Raw genomic sequence first — 16,111 nt, 5'->3', positions numbered from 1 at the left:
CAACACATGTTGGCCAACTAGCGTTGACCCACACATGTTGACCCACGCATGTTGACCCACACACGTTGGCCTACGATCGTCGGCATGACCGAGAGCACGCCCCCCGCCCCGCGCCCCACTCCGCCCCGCCGCTCCGACGCGACCCGCACCGCCATCCTCGAGGCGGCCCGCGAACGCTTCGCCGCGGACGGTTACGAGCGCGCCACCATCCGCGCCATCGCCAAGGACGCGAACATCGATCCGTCGATGGTGATGCGCTACTACGGCAACAAGGAGGGCCTGTTCGCGGCGGCGGTCGCCATCGATCTGCGGCTGCCGGATCCGGCGTCGCTGACCCGGCAGGACGCCGGCCGGGCGCTCGTGAGCCACTTCCTGGCCATGTGGGAGGAGAACGAGGTGCTCACGGCGCTGCTCAGGGTCGGCGTGACCAACCAGGCCGGGGCCGAACGCATGCGGGGCATCTTCGGGGACCAGTTGCTACCGCTCGCCCGCCGGGTCTGCCCCGACCCCGAGCAGGCCCCGGCGCGGGCCGCGCTGGTGTCGTCACAGCTGCTGGGGCTGGCGCTCACACGCTATGTGCTGCGGTTCGAGCCCGCGGCGGCGCTGCCTCCCGAGGAGGTAGTGGCCTGGCTGGCACCCACGGTGCAGCGGTATCTGACGGCGCCGTATCCGGCGTGAGCGAGCCCGGCGGGCCGCCCGTGGACATGCCGAAGGCGCCGGCCTCGTCTCCACGTACGGCGGGGATGCGCGTACGTACGACGGGGTCGGCGCCCTCGGGAAAGTGCGCTGCGGACTCGAAGAGCCTCGCGTCAGACCTTGGCGTCGGCCTGGGCCTTGGTCCGGATGTTGGAGCTGGTCGTGTCCTTCTGCTTGTGCGACCGGTCCAGGACCATGACCAGGCCCGCGATGACCGCGAAGAGCACGGTGGGGGCCAGGACGAACTGGGTCACCGTCTCCATCACGCTCAGACCCTGACCGGGGTCGTCGCCGTCGTCACGCGTGAGCGCGAGCGCGGGGGACGACATGAGCAGCATCATCAGCGTCGTACCGGCAGCCAGGGCGCCGGCGCGCAGGGCGTTCTTCTTGTCCACGATCCCAAAAGTACAGAACCCCGCGAGGGGCCGCGCGCCCGGGGTCCCGTATGAACCGCCGCACGTCGGTCGACCCACTCGCCACACGCCCGGCACACCGCCGCTCGCCCCGCCCGGCCCGAGCCTGGCACACCGCCGGCCACCCCACCGGACCCACGCCCGGCACACGCCCGACCCACGCCCCGCACACCGCCCCTCACCCCCGCCGGGCCGCCCCGTCCCGCAGCACCTCCACCAGTCCCCGGACCCGGGGCGAAGCCGCGAGGTCCTCCAGTGTCACCGGCTTTCCTTCCGCGTCCGCGATCGGCAGGCGCCAGTTCGGATACTGGTCCCAGGTGCCCGGCAGATTCTGCGGCCGGCGGTCGCCCACTCCGTCCGGGAGCCAGACTCCGACCATGCGGGCCGGTGTGCGCAGCAGGAAGCGGTGGACGGCCTGGATCTCGGACTCCTCCTCCGAGGCGCCGTGGCCGCCGCCCGTGCCCCGCAGCAGCCCCAGCCGGGACAGCACCTCCAGCCACTCGCCCGTGTCCGCGGCGGCCTCCGCCCGCTCCTGCTCCACCGGACGGGTCAACAGCCCCAGGCCGTCCCGGAGTTCGACGTGTTCGCCGGTGAGGCGAGCGGCGGTCGGCGGCAGGTCGTGGGTGGTGGCGGTGGCCAGGCAGTCGGCCCGCCACGACTCCGGCGGCAGCGGGCGCCCGCTGCCCTCCCAGTCCCGCTCGAACCACAGCACCGAGGTGCCCAGCACCCCCCGTGCCCGCAGCGCCTCCCGCACCCCCGGCTCCACCGTGCCGAGGTCCTCCCCGATCACCACGGCCCCCGCGCGGGACGCCTCCAGTACCAGGATCGCGAGCATGGCCTCGGCGTCGTAGCGGACGTACGTCCCCTGTGTCGGCGCGTGCCCCTGTGGTACCCACCACAGCCGGAACAGCCCCATGACATGGTCGATGCGCAGCGCGCCGGCCGAGCGAAACAGCGCTCGCAGCAGCCTGCGGTACGGCGCGTACCCCGACTCGGCCAGCCGGTCCGGGCGCCACGGCGGCAGGCCCCAGTCCTGGCCGCGGGCGTTGAAGGCGTCCGGCGGTGCCCCGACCGACATCCCGGCCGCGAAGTACTCCTGCTGGGCCCAGGCGTCGGCGCCCCCGGGATGCACCCCGACCGCCAGGTCGTGCACGATCCCGACGGGCATGCCCGCCTCCCGCGCGATCCGCTGGGCGGCGGTCAGCTGGCTGTCGGTGAGCCAGGCCAGCCGGCAGTGGAAGTCGACGCGGTCCATCAACTCCCGTCGCGCGCGGGCCGTTTCGGGTGAACGGGGATCCCGCAGCCCGCGCGGCCACCGCTGCCAGTCGGAGCCGTGCACCTCGGCCAGCGCGCACCAGGTGGCGTGGTCCTCCAGCGCCTCTCCCTCGTGCACCAGGAAGTCGGCGTACTCGGCCTGCCGCCCCGGCCCGAGCGGCACCTCGCGCAGCAGTTCCAGCGCCTCCCGCTTGGCGGCCCACACCGCGTCCCGGTCGATCAACGCGCCCTTCTCCAGCACCGCTTCCCGCAGCCGCGCGCCCCGCTCCAGCAACGTCCGCACTCGCTCGCGGTCGTCGACGTGGGCGAATTCGGGCACGTTCTCGACCCGAAGATGCACGGGGTCGGGGAAGCGGCGTGAGGAGGGGCGGTAGGGGGAAGGGTCGGTCGGGGTTCCGGGCACGGCCGCGTGCAGGGGGTTGACCTGCACGAATCCGGCGCCGAGCGTCCGGCCGGCCCAGGCGGCGAGCTCGGCGAGATCACCGAGGTCGCCCATGCCCCAGGAGCGGCGGGAGAGAAGGGAGTACAGCTGGACGAGGAGGCCGTACGAACGTCCGGGCGGCGTGGGCAGACCGGCGGGGGCGACGACCAGATGACTGGTCGCGGTACGGCCGTCGGGGGCGGTGGCCGTCAAGCGGTGGACGCCGGGCGGGAGTTGGCCGAGGGCGGGGTGGATCTCGCCGTCCTCGGTCTCGACGCTCAGCTGGGTTCCGGGGGGCAGCGCGACCGGCAGGCGGGGTTCGGTGCCGGTCCAGCACACGACGGTCGGCGGCAGCAGCCGTTCCCGCGTCTGCCGTTCCCTTGCGGCGAGCGCGGCTGTGACGGCGGCGGGTGTGCTCGCGTCGACGTCGAGGGCCGCCAGGGCGAGGGTGAGGGCGGTGGCGGAGGCGGTGACCGTGCGGTCGGCGGACGGCTGGTAGGAGGTGGCGACGCCGTGCAGCTCGGCGAGCCGGGACAGATCGTCGCAGGGGAGGTCCCCGGGGCCCCGCGGATCACCGGGACCATCGAGGGACTCCTCGGGCGGCCCGGGCTCCCCGGGCTCTTCGGCTGATTCTTCGGCCGACCGCTGTGCTGTCATCTACGGCCTCGTGGCATCCATGTCCATACCGGTGTCCATACCCATGTCCATGCCCATGTCCCAGGTTGCCGCCTCACTCGTCAGTGGCGCGGCGTCCGCGAGCGGCGGCTCACTGGTGAGCGGCTCGGCGTCGGGCAGGGGTGGCTCGCTGGTGAGGGGGGCTTCGAAGCAGGCGCCCTCGGCGCTGAAGACGCAGGCGTGCATCTCCGGCTCGAAGGGCGCCTCAGGTTTGGACAGGGCCGGTGCTGTGGCCACGGGTGTCTCCTTCTGTCGTACGGCTTGCGGGTTACGGCACCCCCTACCCAGCGGGCGCGACGGCAGACGTATCAATAGGAGTCACGTGCCCCTCCTCACATTCCGCGCCGCCGCTCACCCTTCTTACCTGCCCTCCTCGCACGCCTGTCTTCCCTTCTTCCCCTCCCGCTATTCACTCAGTACATGTACTCAGTACATAATGATCGCCATGAGCATCCGTCACATCCTGTTGGGGCTGCTCGCCGCAGGGCCGAGCCATGGCTACGACCTCAAGCGACGCCACGACGAACGTTTCCCGCAGGCCCGTCCGCTGGCCTACGGGCAGGTCTACACGACCTTGCAGCGACTGGTCCGCGACGGCCTGGCCGAGATCGAGGGCACCGATTCGGACGGCGGCCCGGAGCGGACCATGTACCGCTCCACGAAGGACGGGGCGCGCGAGCTGACGGCCTGGGCCGGACAGATCGCGCCGCCCGCGCCGTTCGTGACGAACGAGATCTTCGCCAAGGTCGTCGTCTCGATCCTGGCCGGCGGCGACCCGGAGACATACCTGCGCGCCCAGCGCACCGCCCACATGGAGCGGATGCGCGAGCTCACGGCGCTCAAGACCGGCCGGAACGCGGATCTCGCGACGGTGCTCTCGGCCGACTACGCCCTCAACCACCTCGACGCCGACCTCCGTTGGATGACGACCACGGCGGCCCGGCTCATCACCCTGACCGCGGAGGTCGACGCAGTATGAGCAACAAGGGGGAGGCCGCGGTGCCGCTGCTGGCGGCCCGTGACCTCGTCAAGGCACACGGCAGGACCGAGGCCCTGCGCGGCGCCTCCGTCGAGCTGAGCGCGGGCGAGATCCTCGCCGTCACCGGCGCGAGTGGCAGTGGGAAATCCACGCTGCTGCACTGTCTGGCCGGGATCGTCCGCCCGGACGCCGGCTCGGTGACCTACGCCGGGGAGCGGCTCGATCAGCTGGCCGAGAAGCGGCTGAGCGAGCTGCGTCGTACGGAGTTCGGCGTGGTCTTCCAGTTCGGGCAGCTGATCCCCGAGCTGACGGCCGTCGACAACGTCGCCCTGCCGCTGCTGCTCGCCGGTACCCGTCGTCCGCAGGCTCAGGCACGGGCCGGTGAGTGGCTGGAGCGGTTCGGGGTGCGCGGGCAGGCGGAACTGCGGCCCGGCGAGCTGAGCGGCGGTCAGGCCCAGCGGGTGGCGCTGGCCAGGGCCCTGGTCACCGGTCCGAAGGTCGTCTTCGCCGACGAGCCGACGGGCGCGCTGGACACGCTGGCGAGCGAGCAGGTGATGACGGCTCTGGTGCACACGGCCCGTGAGGCCGGCACGGCGGTACTGCTGATCACGCACGACGCGCAGGTGGCGGCGTACGCCGACCGGGAGGCGCGGCTGGCCGACGGGAGCGTCACGCCGCAGGAGGTGACGGCATGAGAGCCGACTTCCGGCTGGCCTGGCTGCTCACCCGGGGCTCGGACCGGCGCGAGTGGTGGCGGGTGGCGCTCACGGCGCTCGGAGCGTCGTTCGCCACCGGAATCGCGCTGGTGATCGCCACGGTCGCCTCGATGGACGGGCAGGCTTCGGTCTCCTTCGGCTCCGGACTGCTCAACACCGCGAGCGACCGGCGCAGCGTGATCATGGCGCTGGTGATGCTGTTGGCCCCGGTGCTCGGCTTCCTGGGGCAGTGCGCGCGCGTGGGGGCCGTGCACCGCGACCGGCGCCTGGCCACGCTGCGCCTCGCCGGTGCCACGGCCGCGCAGGTCCGGCGGATCTCGGCACTCGAAGCGGGACTGGCCTGTCTGATCGGCTCGCTCCTGGCCACCGTCCCCTACGTCCTCGTCCTGCTGCGCGTGTGGCGGCACCCCGAACCCCTGGCATGGCCGGGCATCACCCTGGTGGCCGTCGCGGTCCCGGCGCTCGGCGCGGCCGTGAGTGCCCTGTCGCTGCGCCGGGTGGTGGCCTCGCCGCTGGGCTGGGTGCGCCGGATACCGCCGACGCGGGGCCCGGGGCGGGCCTTCCGGACGGTGACCGTGCTGCTGCTGGTGATGGCGCTGGGCGTGAGCCTGACCATGTACTTCGGCAATCCGGTCGAGTTCGCCCTCGGGCCACTGACGGTGCTCGCCCTGAGTCTGCTGACCGGTGTCTCGGCCGTGTGGCTGGCGGGCTGGTCGGCACGGCGGATCGGCGGTGCGCTCGCCGCCCGCGCCCAGCGCCCCGCGCTGCTGATCGCGGCGGAACGCCTGCGCGACGACCCCTGGGCGGCGGCCCGTACACATGCCGCCGTGCTGCTGGTGACGGTGGTGGGCACGGCCTTCGTCGGCATCCGCCAGACCCTGCTGTACCTCGTCTCGGACACCGACGATCTCGCGGCGAACAGGGCCTACTACGTCACCGGCCTCGATCTCTCCGGCGCCGCGATCGGCGTAGCCCTGGCGCTGACCCTGTCGGCACTGGCCGTGAGCACCGCCGAGGCCCTCGCCACCCGGCGCCGGGGGCTGGCGGCGCAGGCCGCGGCGGGCATACCGCAGAGCGTGCTCGGCCGGGCGCTGCTCCTGGAGACCGCGCTGCCGCTCGCACCGGCGGTCCTGCTGGCGGGAGTCGGCGGAACGGCGATCCACATCGGCTGGGCCGCGGCGGTCGAGGACGCCACCGGCCCCGTACCCCTGGTGCCGGCCCTGGTCCCGGTGGCGGTGTACGCCGCCTGTCTGCTGGCCGCGGCCACGTCGCTGCCGCTGCTGCGGCGGTCGGTACGGCCGGCGGAACTGCGGTACGCGTGACCGTCCGGGCCGCATGAACGTCCGGCCCCGGGGGCACGGGGGACCCTCGGGGCCGGACACCGCGTACGTGCCGTACGCCAGGTATGCGAAGACCCGGATCCTCAGGCGGAAATGCCGTCGATCCGGGCCATGGCGTCGTCCGCGCCGAACGGCTGCAAATACGGCAGCCAGCGCGGGTCCCTATGCCCGGTGCCGATGATGCGCCAGGCGAGGCCAGTGGGTGGGGCGGGTTTGTGGCGTAGCCGCCAGCCGATCTCGAACAGGTGTCGGTCGGCCTTCACGTGGTTGCAGCGGCGGCAGGACGCCACCACGTTGTCCCAGACGTGCTTGCCCCCGCGGCTGCGCGGGATGACGTGGTCGACGCTGGTTGCGACGCCACCGCAGTACATGCACCGGCCCCCGTCGCGCGCGAAGAGCGCCCTGCGGGTAAGAGGAACGGGCCCCCGATAGGGAACCCGGACGAAACACTTGAGCCGGACCACGCTGGGTGCGGGGACTGTGACGGTTGCGCTGTGCAGATAGGCGCCGGACTCCTCGAGGCATACGGCCTTGTTCTCGAGGACGAGGACGAGCGCGCGGCGGAGCGGTACGACGCCGAGTGGCTCGTACGACGCGTTGAGGACCAGGACATGCGGCACGGATGCCTCCTTGGGCGTCGGCGGCGCGTGGCTCGCGCCGGGACGATCTGTAGTCAGTCTCCCCTCTTGCCTGGTGAAAGCGCCACCATGTCCCGGTAACGGGCTGGGAGTGTTTTCGACCACATCCGATTCATCCCCAGGACGACGAACGCGTCATCCCACCAGTTCATCCCCAGGTGGGCACGGTTCCTCCCTCGAACATGACGACGATCCACACACGATGCCCCGATAGTGTGGTGGCCCTGCCCCGCCGGTGACCTTTTCGTGACCTTGATCGACCTTGACCATCTGCCGGAGGGGCGGGCCGCTGCACTGGAGGTACCTGCCGTGTCCTTGTCCGCCCTGTTGACCGCCGGTCCGACGCCGTCGCCGTCCCCCTCACCGACGCAGAGCCCGGCGGTTCCCACGATCCAGGACGCCCACGACAGCGCGACCCAGGCCGCCAGCTGGGTCGAGCAGAACTGGTCGACCTGGCTCGCGATCGGCCTCAAGGTCCTGCTGATCCTGGTGATCGCGGCGGTACTGAGAGTGGCGATCCGGCGGGCGATCACCAAGCTCATAGACCGGATGAACCGCACCGTGCAGGCGGTGGACGGCACGGCCATCGGCGGCCTGCTGGTCAACGTCGAGCGCCGCCGTCAGCGCTCCCAGGCGATCGGCTCGGTGCTGCGCTCGGTCGCCAGCTTCGTGATCATGGGCACGGCCGCCCTGATGATCCTGTCCGCGTTCCAGATCAACCTGGCCCCGCTGCTGGCCTCGGCCGGTGTCGCGGGTGTGGCCATCGGTTTCGGCGCCCGCAACCTCGTGACGGACTTCCTCTCCGGCGTCTTCATGATCCTCGAGGACCAGTACGGCGTCGGCGACACCATCGACGCGGGCGTCGCCTCCGGTGAGGTCATCGAGGTCGGCCTGCGCGTGACCAAGCTGCGCGGCGACAACGGCGAGATCTGGTACGTCCGCAACGGCGAGGTCAAGCGCATCGGCAACCTCTCGCAGGGCTGGGCGACGGCCGCCGTGGACGTCACCGTGCGCTCCTCCGAGGACCTGGAGAAGGTCAAGGCCACCATCGACGACGTCGCCGAGCGGATGAGCAAGGAGGAGCCCTGGAACGAGCTCCTGTGGGGCCCGATCGAGGTGCTCGGCCTGGACAGCGTGCTGCTGGACTCCATGGTGGTGCGGGTGTCGGCCAAGACGATGCCCGGCAAGTCCCTGACGGTCGAACGCGAACTGCGCTGGCGCATCAAGCGCGCCTTCGACGCCGCCGACATCCCGATCGTCGGTCGCGCCGTCATCGCGGTCGAAGAGGACGCGGCGGACCCGACCGCGGGCATGGCGGCCCCCTCGGCGTACGCCAGCGCCACCTCCCCGCAGTCCCTGGCGGCGACACCGCTGGCGCCGCCGAGCGTGACGAAGTAGGCGACGCGGGCAGGCGGATCCGTATCCGTATCCGTACGTCCGGGCCCCCGGGGCGCGTCGCTCAGTCGACCCAGCCACGCCACCGGGGCCGCGGTGGCTCGCACCGGCCTTCGGCGACCGCCTTCTCGTAGCCCCGCCGGACGATCTCGTCCAGCGCGGGTCCTGACTCGGGGATGCCGCCGCCGGTGATGCGGGAGTAGGCGATCACGCACTCGCCGTGCGGCACGGGCCGGGTCGCCCAGTGCACGAAGAACCCTCCCGCGAGAAGCACGGCGAGTGCGGCGAGGGCCGCGAGCGCGGCGAGGGCGGGTAACGGACGGCGGGCACGCGGCATTCGCGCAGCCTAGCCGCGAGGGCGGCACACGGAACCGGACCGGGCGTCTTGACGACCCCTTCCTCCTGGGCCTACCTTACTCGACAAGCGATAGGAAAGTTTCCTAACAATGCTCGTTCGAGGTACCCCGGATGGACGTACCGCACGAGCCGCTGAGAAGCTGGTCAGCCGAGAGGCAGGTGTCGACCCCATGGCAGGAACCGCCGGTACGCCGGGCACTCCGCGCGTCCTGCGCGCCATGAACGACCGCGCCGCCCTGGATCTCCTCCTGGACCACGGCCCCCTGTCCCGCACGCGGATCGGCAAGCTCACCGGCCTGTCCAAGCCCACCGCCTCCCAGCTGCTGGCCCGCCTGGAGGCCGCCGGCCTCGTCCTGGCCACCGGCACGACGGAGGGCCGCCCCGGCCCCAATGCCCAGCTGTACGAGGTCAACCCGGCCGCCGCGTACGCCGCGGGGCTGGACGTCACCCCCGAACGCATCCTCGCCGCCGTCGCCGACGTCACCGGCCGCACGGTGGGGTCGTACGAACTGCCCACCCCCGGCAGGCGCCCGGCCCAGCCCGTCGTCCGGCAGGTCACCGACGCCCTCGACGGCGCCGTCAAGGCGGCCGGCCTCGCCCGCGACGACGTCCACCGGCTCGTCATCGGCACCCCCGGCGCCTTCGACCCGAACACGGGCCGACTGCGCTACGCCTCCCACCTCCCCGGCTGGCACACCCCGGCGCTGCTCGACGACCTCGCCGCCGCCCTGCCGATGCCGGTCGAGTACGAGAACGACGTCAACCTCGTGGCGGTGGCGGAACAACGGCTCGGAGCGGCCCGCGGCCACGAGGACTTCGTGCTGCTGTGGAACGAGGGCGGCCTCGGCGCGTCCCTCGTCCTCGGCGGGCGTCTGCACCGCGGCTGGACCGGCGGCGCCGGCGAGGTAGGTTTCCTGCCGGTTCCGGGCGCCCCCCTGGTCCGCCAGGTGACCAAAGCCAACAGTGGTGGCTACCAGGAGCTGGCAGGCTCCCAGGCCATCCCCCGGCTGGCGCGTGAGCTCGGCATGACGAACATCCCGTCGGGGTCGCACGCCGAGGCCGCCGCCGCCCTCGTCCAGCGGGCCGCCACGGAGGACACCGTTCTGCACCGGCTGCTCCTGGAGACGTACGCGACTCGGCTGGCCACCGGTCTCGCCTCGCTGGTCTCCGTCCTGGACCCCGAGCTGGTCGTCCTCAGCGGCGCCTCCCTCACCTCAGGCGGCGACGTACTGCGCGACCTGGTCCAGGCCGAGCTGGAGGAGCTGGCCGCGTCCCGGCCCCGGCTCGTCGTCGGCGACGTCCGTGAACATCCCGTGCTGCGGGGCGCGTTGGAGAGCGCGCTCGCGACCACCCGCGACGAGGTCTTCGACACCTCGCGCTGACGCCGCACACCCCTCCCCGCCGACCGCACCCGCGCCACCCCGCCTTCCCTCACCCACCCCGTCCCGCCCTTGGGAGACCTCGCCATGCCCGAAAAGTCCCTGAAAGCCCCAAATGCACTGCCCCGCAGGACAGCCGCCGCCCTCGCCGCCTCCGCCTCCCTGGCCCTCCTCGCCACGGCCTGTACCGGCCAGTCGGAGTCCGGTGCCACGGACGACCCCGACGCCAGGTCGACGATCACCTTCTGGCACGGCTGGAGCGCGCCCGCCGAGGTCAAGGCGATCCAGGCGAACGTCGACCGCTTCGAGAAGGCACACCCGAACATCACGGTGAAGGTCGTCGGCAACATCAACGACGACAAGCTCAACCAGGCGCTGCGCGCGGGCGGTTCGAACGGGCCGGACGTGGTGTCGTCGTTCACGACCTCCAACATCGGCAAGTTCTGTTCGTCCGGCGCGTTCCTCGACCTGCAGCCGTTCATCGAGAAGTCGAAGCTCGACCTCGACAAGCTGATCCCGAAGCCGATGCTGGACTACACCCAGTTCGAGGGCACCCGCTGCGCCCTGCCCCTCCTGGGCGATGCCTACGGCCTCTACTACAACAAGGACGCCTTCGAGAAGGCGGGCATCGAGTCCCCGCCGAAGACCTGGTCGGAGTTCGCGAAGGTCGCCGCGAAGCTCACTGTCAACAAGGGTGACAGTTACGAGCAGCTCGGCTTCATGCCGACGTACCACGGCTACGAGACGGTCGTGGATCACTACATGTCCCAGTGGGACCACGCCTACTTCGACAAGGACGGCAAGTCCAACGTCGCCAAGGACCCGGCTTTCGCCGAGATGTTCAGGTACCAGAAGAAGCTCATCGACGACCTCGGCGGTTTCACCAAGCTGGAGAAGTACCGCAGCACCTTCGGTGACGAGTGGGGCGCCAAGCACCCCTTCCACACGGGCCAGGTGGCCATGCAGCTCGACGGTGAATGGCGCCTGGGCATGGCCCGGCAGGCCGGTGTCGACTTCGAGATCGGCACCGCCCCGATGCCCGTCGCCGACGACGAAGCCGACGAGTACGGCAAGGGCTTCCTCTCCGGCACGATCATCGGTATCGCCCCGCAGAGCGAGAAGCAGAACGCGGCCTGGGAACTGGTGAAGTACCTGACGACCGACACCGGGGCCGTCGTCTCCTTCGCCAACGCCATCCACAACGTGCCCTCCACGTTCGCCGCCCTGAAGTCGCCCGACCTGAAGCTGGACCCCGGCTTCAGAACGTTCCTGGACATCGCCCGGAACGAGCACTCGAACACGCCCCCGGCCTCCGTCAACGGCTCGACGTACCAGACGACCCTTCAGGACTTCGGCTACCAGTACGAGTCCGGCAAGGTGCAGGACCTCAAAGCCGGTCTGGAGAAGACCGCGAAGCAGATCGACACCGACATCGAGCAGGCGAAGTAGCAGCGTCGATGTCCACGCACACTCTCCGCGCGAAGCGCCGCCGGTCGGCGCTTCGAACGGTGGCCTTCCTGTCACCGTGGCTCATCGGTTTCGGCGTCTTCTTCGCCTACCCCCTGGTGTCCACCGTGTACTTCTCCCTGATGAAGTACGACGGCTTCGGCACACCGGCGTTCCGCGGCCTGGACAACTGGGCGTATGTCTTCGACGACTACCCGATGTTCTGGCCGGCGCTGCGCAACACAGTGTGGCTGGTCCTGGTGATGGTGACCTGCCGGGTGGTGTTCGGCCTCGGCATCGGCCTCCTCATCACCAAGATCAAGACCGGCGCGGGCGTCTTCCGCACCCTGTTCTACCTGCCGTATCTGGCACCCCCGGTCGCCGCGACGCTGGCCTTCGTCTTCCTCCTCAACCCCGGTACCGGCCCCGTCAATTCGGTTCTGGACAGCCTGGGCCTGCCGACGCCCGGCTGGTTCACGGACCCCACCTGGTCCAAGCCGGCCCTCACCGCGCTGGCGCTGTGGGGCGTGGGCGACCTCATGGTCATCTTCATGGCGGCCCTGCTGGACGTACCGAAGGAGCAGTACGAGGCGGCGGAGCTGGACGGCACGTCGGCCTGGCAGCGGTTCCGCTACGTCACCCTGCCCAACATCTCGCCGATCGTGATGTTCGCCGTGGTCACAGGCGTGATCCAGACGATGCAGTACTACACGCAGCCGCTGGTCGCCGGAAAGGTCGCCTCCGGGATCATCGGCGGCTCCGGCCAGCAGTTCGAGCCGGGATACCCGGACAAGTCCACGCTCACCCTCCCCCAACTCGTCTACAACCTCGGCTTCCAGCGCTTCGACTACGGCTCGGCCTGCGTGGTCGCGCTCGTCCTGTTCGCCCTCGCCATGGCCTTCACCGCGCTGCTGATGCGGCGCCGGGGCGGACTGATCCAGGCAGGTGAATGACCATGACCCAAGTACTGGACAGGCCGGTCGACGTGAGCGGGTCGGCGGTCGCCGAGCGCACGGCCCGCCGCAGGACCCTCCTGGAGTGGATCGCGATCCACTCCCTCGGCGTCGCGGCGGCGCTGTTCTTCACCCTGCCGTTCGTGTTCGTCGCCCTGACCTCGCTGATGAGCGACCAGCAGGCCCTCACCCGTGACCTGGTTCCGGACACCTGGGAATGGGGCAACTACACCAAGGTCTTCGACACCCCGGGCTTCCTGACCTGGTGGAGGAACACCCTGATCTACGCGGGTCTGGGCACCGTCCTCACCGTCGTGTCCTCCGTGCCGGTGGCATACGCGCTGGCCAAGTTCCGCTTCCGCGGCCGGAACCTCTCCCTGATGCTGGTCATCTCGATGATGATGCTGCCGCCCCAGGTGGTCATCATCCCGATGTACCTGTTCTGGGCGAAGCAACTGGACCTCACCGGCACCCTCTGGCCGCTGATCATCCCGATGGCGTTCGGCGACGCCTTCTCGATCTTCCTGCTGCGCCAGTTCCTGCTGACGATCCCGGACGAGTACCTGGACGCGGCCAGGGTGGACGGCTGCGGCGAACTGCGCACCCTGATCCGCGTGGTCCTCCCCATGGCGAAGCCGGGCATAGCCGCGGTGGCCCTCTTCCAGTTCTTCTACGCCTGGAACGACTACTTCGGCCCCCAGATCTACGCGTCCGAGAACCCGGGCGCCTGGACGCTCTCCTACGGCCTGGAGTCGTTCAAGGGCGCCCACCACACCGACTGGAACCTCACCATGGCCGCCACGGTCCTGGTCATGGCCCCCGTGATCCTCGTGTTCTTCTTCGCCCAGAAGGCGTTCGTCGAGGGCGTCACGCTCACCGGAGTAAAGGGTTGAACCACATATGCAGCATCTCCCCGGCGGACAGCGCCTGGACTCCCGGCCGATGATCACCGTCCCCCGCACCGGGAAGCGAGGCATCCCGCAGTGAAACTCACCGTGGTCGGCGGAGGGTCGACCTACACCCCCGAACTCATCGACGGCTTCGCCCGCCTCCGCGACACCCTGCCCCTGACGGAACTGGTCCTGATGGACCCGGCGGCGGACCGCCTTCAGCTGCTGGGCCCGCTGGCCCGCCGTATCCTCGCCCGCCAGGGCCACGGCGCCACCGTCACCACCACGACGGACCTCGACACTGCGGTGGACGGCGCGGACGCGGTCCTGCTCCAACTCCGCGTCGGCGGCCAGGCGGCCCGCGAGCAGGACGAGACCTGGCCCCTGGAGTGCGGCTGCGTCGGCCAGGAGACCACGGGCGCCGGCGGCCTGGCGAAGGCGCTGCGCACGGTCCCGATCGTCCTCGACATCGCCGACCGCGTCCGCCGCACCAACCCCACCGCCTGGATCATCGACTTCACCAACCCGGTCGGCATCGTGACCCGGGCACTGCTCCAGGAGGGCCACAAGGCGGTCGGCCTGTGCAATGTGGCGATCGGCTTCCAGCGCAAGTTCGCGGCGCTGCTGGACCTGGCCCCCGCCGACATCCACCTGGACCACGTGGGCCTCAACCACCTCACCTGGGAGACCGGCGTACGCCTGGGCGGCCCCGAGGGCGAGGACGTCCTACCCAGGCTCCTGTCCGACCACGGCGACACGATCGCTGCGGACCTGCACCTCCCCCGCCCCCTCCTCGACCGCCTGGGCGTGGTCCCTTCCTACTACCTGCGCTACTACTACGCCCACGACGAGGTGGTCCATGAGCTGCGCACCAAACCGTCCCGCGCCGCGGAAGTGGCGGAAATGGAAAGAAAGTTGCTCACCCTCTACGCCGACCCGACCCTCGACGAAAAGCCGGAGCTGCTCTCGAAGAGGGGCGGCGCCTATTACTCCGAGGCGGCAGTGGACCTGGCAGCCGCCCTGCTCAACGGCGCCGGCAGCCCCTACCAGGTCGTCAACACCCACAACAGAGGCACATTGCCCTTCCTCCCCGACGACGCGGTGATCGAGGTACAAGCAGCGGTGAACCAGAAGGGCCCCAAGCCCCTCCCCCTACCGTCCCCGCCGCCCCTCTACGCGGGCCTGATGGCCCAGGTGACCGCCTACGAGGACCTGGCCCTCGAAGCGGCCCTGCACGGCGGGCGCACCCGGGTCTTCCAGGCCCTGCTCTCCCACCCCCTGATCGGCCAGTACGCGTACGCGGAGCACCTCACCGACCAGCTGATCGCACACAACCGGGAGCACCTCCCGTGGGCATGACCGCACGAGTCCTCGCCGTGGACGCGGGCAACAGCAAGACGGACGTGGCGGTGGTGGCAGCCGACGGCACGGTCCTCGCCACCGCCCGCACCGGCGGTTTCCGCCCGCCGGCGGTCGGCGTGGAAGCGGCGATGGACACCCTCGCCACGGCCGTCGAACAGGCCTTCGTCACAGCGGGCGTCACCTCCGCCGACCACGTCTCGGCATGCCTGGCCAACGCCGACCTCCCGGTCGAAGAGGAAGCCCTCGCGGCTGCCCTGCACGCGCGCGCGTGGGGCACCACAGTCGAGGTCCGCAACGACACGTTCGCCATCCTCCGCGCGGGCGTGACACAGCCCCGGGGCGTGGCCGTGGTCTGCGGCGCCGGCATCAACTGCGTGGGCATGCGCCCCGACGGCCGTACGGCCCGATTCCCCGCGCTGGGCCGTATCTCCGGCGACTGGGGCGGCGGCTGGGGCCTGGCCGAGGAGGCCCTGTGGCACGCGGCCCGAGCCGAGGACGGCAGAGGATCACCCACGGCCCTGAGCCGTACCCTCCCCGCCCACTTCGCCCTCCCCACCATGTACGCCCTGATCGAGGCCCTCCACCTCGAACACATCGCCCCCGCCCGCCGCCACGAACTGACCCCGGTCCTCTTCACCACGGCCGAGTCCGGCGACCCGATCGCCCGCGACATCGTGACCCGCCTGGCCGACGAGGTGGTCACGATGGCCACGGTCGCCCTGACCCGCCTGGACCTGTTGGAGGAGGAAACCCCCGTACTCCTGGGCGGCAGCGTCCTGGCCGCCCGCCACCCCCAACTGACGGACACGATCCACGACTTCCTCACCACCCGCGCCCCCAAGGCGGCACCGAAGGTGGTCACGCAAAGCCCGGTACTGGGCGCGGCGTTGCTGGGCCTGGACACACTGGGAGCACCGCCGCGGGCCCATGAGCGCCTGCGCCGACATTTCGAGACGTGAGTTGCTGCAGGGCGAGCGGGCAGCCGCAGGCGTACCCGCTGCCGGGGGGACCCACGGCGGGTCAGCCGCGTACGGCGGCGAGCAGCCCCCGCCGGCGCGCACCCCGTACGGCGGGGCAGCCGCGTACGGCGGGAAGGGGCCGGGGTGGGGGGTGTCCGCCCGCAGCGGCCGGCGTCAAGAAACAGCACTGCCCATCAAGGCCCAACCGCCGGACCGA

Annotated in this window: 16 protein-coding genes; 11 read left to right on the top strand and 5 right to left on the bottom strand. The window is 71.0% G+C overall.

What is annotated here, in order from left to right; translation table 11 throughout:
• The first annotated feature begins 84 nt into the window (after positions 1-84).
• A complete protein-coding gene (locus ACHBTE_RS13280; RefSeq protein WP_394723961.1) occupies positions 85-678 on the top strand; it encodes a TetR family transcriptional regulator in 594 nt (197 codons plus the stop codon).
• Between the two features lie 131 nt (positions 679-809).
• Here ACHBTE_RS13280 and ACHBTE_RS13275 read toward each other — a convergent pair whose 3' ends face one another.
• The 3 genes from ACHBTE_RS13275 to ACHBTE_RS13265 form a co-directional block, all read right to left on the bottom strand.
• Positions 810-1,091, bottom strand: coding sequence for a hypothetical protein (locus tag ACHBTE_RS13275; protein WP_394723960.1), 282 nt, complete (start codon positions 1,089-1,091; stop codon positions 810-812).
• Positions 1,092-1,287: 196 nt separating this feature from the next.
• Positions 1,288-3,462: a 4-alpha-glucanotransferase gene (gene malQ, locus ACHBTE_RS13270; RefSeq protein WP_394723959.1), complete on the bottom strand. Its 2,175-nt coding sequence runs from the start codon at positions 3,460-3,462 to the stop codon at positions 1,288-1,290.
• Positions 3,463-3,666: a hypothetical protein gene (locus ACHBTE_RS13265; protein WP_394724167.1), complete on the bottom strand. Its 204-nt coding sequence runs from the start codon at positions 3,664-3,666 to the stop codon at positions 3,463-3,465.
• A 259-nt stretch (positions 3,667-3,925) separates the two neighbouring features.
• Between ACHBTE_RS13265 and ACHBTE_RS13260 the strand changes: the two genes are divergently transcribed.
• From ACHBTE_RS13260 to ACHBTE_RS13250, 3 genes are read left to right on the top strand one after another with little or no spacing between them, the layout of a single operon-like run.
• Complete coding sequence (locus ACHBTE_RS13260) at positions 3,926-4,459, top strand: PadR family transcriptional regulator (protein WP_394723958.1); 534 nt, start codon at positions 3,926-3,928, stop codon at positions 4,457-4,459.
• On the top strand, positions 4,456-5,154 hold the full coding sequence (locus ACHBTE_RS13255) for an ABC transporter ATP-binding protein (RefSeq protein WP_394723957.1): 699 nt from the start codon (positions 4,456-4,458) through the stop codon (positions 5,152-5,154). Before ACHBTE_RS13260 ends, ACHBTE_RS13255 begins: the two co-directional genes overlap by 4 nt.
• Positions 5,151-6,497, top strand: coding sequence for an ABC transporter permease (locus tag ACHBTE_RS13250; protein ID WP_394723956.1), 1,347 nt, complete (start codon positions 5,151-5,153; stop codon positions 6,495-6,497). The genes ACHBTE_RS13255 and ACHBTE_RS13250 overlap by 4 nt, the downstream gene beginning before the upstream one ends.
• A gap of 101 nt (positions 6,498-6,598) precedes the next feature.
• Here ACHBTE_RS13250 and ACHBTE_RS13245 read toward each other — a convergent pair whose 3' ends face one another.
• Positions 6,599-7,135 (bottom strand): HNH endonuclease, encoded by a 537-nt coding sequence (locus ACHBTE_RS13245; RefSeq protein ID WP_394723955.1) that lies wholly within the window; start codon positions 7,133-7,135, stop codon positions 6,599-6,601.
• A gap of 327 nt (positions 7,136-7,462) precedes the next feature.
• Here ACHBTE_RS13245 and ACHBTE_RS13240 point away from each other — a divergent pair, with 327 nt between their 5' ends.
• Positions 7,463-8,551: a mechanosensitive ion channel family protein gene (locus ACHBTE_RS13240; RefSeq protein WP_394723954.1), complete on the top strand. Its 1,089-nt coding sequence runs from the start codon at positions 7,463-7,465 to the stop codon at positions 8,549-8,551.
• 61 nt (positions 8,552-8,612) lie between these two features.
• Here the strand turns inward: ACHBTE_RS13240 and ACHBTE_RS13235 are convergent, their stop codons facing one another.
• Positions 8,613-8,885 carry a hypothetical protein gene (locus tag ACHBTE_RS13235; RefSeq protein ID WP_394723953.1) on the bottom strand — a complete coding sequence of 91 codons (273 nt, stop codon included), beginning with the start codon at positions 8,883-8,885 and terminating at the stop codon, positions 8,613-8,615.
• A 190-nt stretch (positions 8,886-9,075) separates the two neighbouring features.
• On the opposite strand from ACHBTE_RS13235, the gene ACHBTE_RS13230 reads away from it, so the two are divergent.
• The 6 genes from ACHBTE_RS13230 (at position 9,076) to ACHBTE_RS13205 (ending at position 15,894) form a co-directional block, all read left to right on the top strand.
• A complete protein-coding gene (locus tag ACHBTE_RS13230) occupies positions 9,076-10,287 on the top strand; it encodes an ROK family transcriptional regulator (RefSeq protein WP_394723952.1) in 1,212 nt (403 codons plus the stop codon).
• A gap of 84 nt (positions 10,288-10,371) precedes the next feature.
• A complete protein-coding gene (locus ACHBTE_RS13225; protein WP_394723951.1) occupies positions 10,372-11,733 on the top strand; it encodes an ABC transporter substrate-binding protein in 1,362 nt (453 codons plus the stop codon).
• 8 nt (positions 11,734-11,741) lie between these two features.
• Positions 11,742-12,683, top strand: coding sequence for a carbohydrate ABC transporter permease (locus ACHBTE_RS13220; RefSeq protein WP_394723950.1), 942 nt, complete (start codon positions 11,742-11,744; stop codon positions 12,681-12,683).
• A gap of 2 nt (positions 12,684-12,685) precedes the next feature.
• A complete protein-coding gene (locus ACHBTE_RS13215; RefSeq protein ID WP_394723949.1) occupies positions 12,686-13,576 on the top strand; it encodes a carbohydrate ABC transporter permease in 891 nt (296 codons plus the stop codon).
• 90 nt (positions 13,577-13,666) lie between these two features.
• Positions 13,667-14,932: a 6-phospho-beta-glucosidase gene (locus ACHBTE_RS13210; protein ID WP_394723948.1), complete on the top strand. Its 1,266-nt coding sequence runs from the start codon at positions 13,667-13,669 to the stop codon at positions 14,930-14,932.
• A complete protein-coding gene (locus tag ACHBTE_RS13205) occupies positions 14,929-15,894 on the top strand; it encodes an N-acetylglucosamine kinase (protein ID WP_394723947.1) in 966 nt (321 codons plus the stop codon). The genes ACHBTE_RS13210 and ACHBTE_RS13205 overlap by 4 nt, the downstream gene beginning before the upstream one ends.
• Positions 15,895-16,111: the final 217 nt, after the last annotated feature.

The organism is Streptomyces sp. M41 (assembly GCF_043673425.1).
GTDB lineage: Bacteria > Actinomycetota > Actinomycetes > Streptomycetales > Streptomycetaceae > Streptomyces.
Note: the sequence above shows the minus strand (reverse complement) of the source record. Positions and strands in the feature narration are given on the sequence as shown.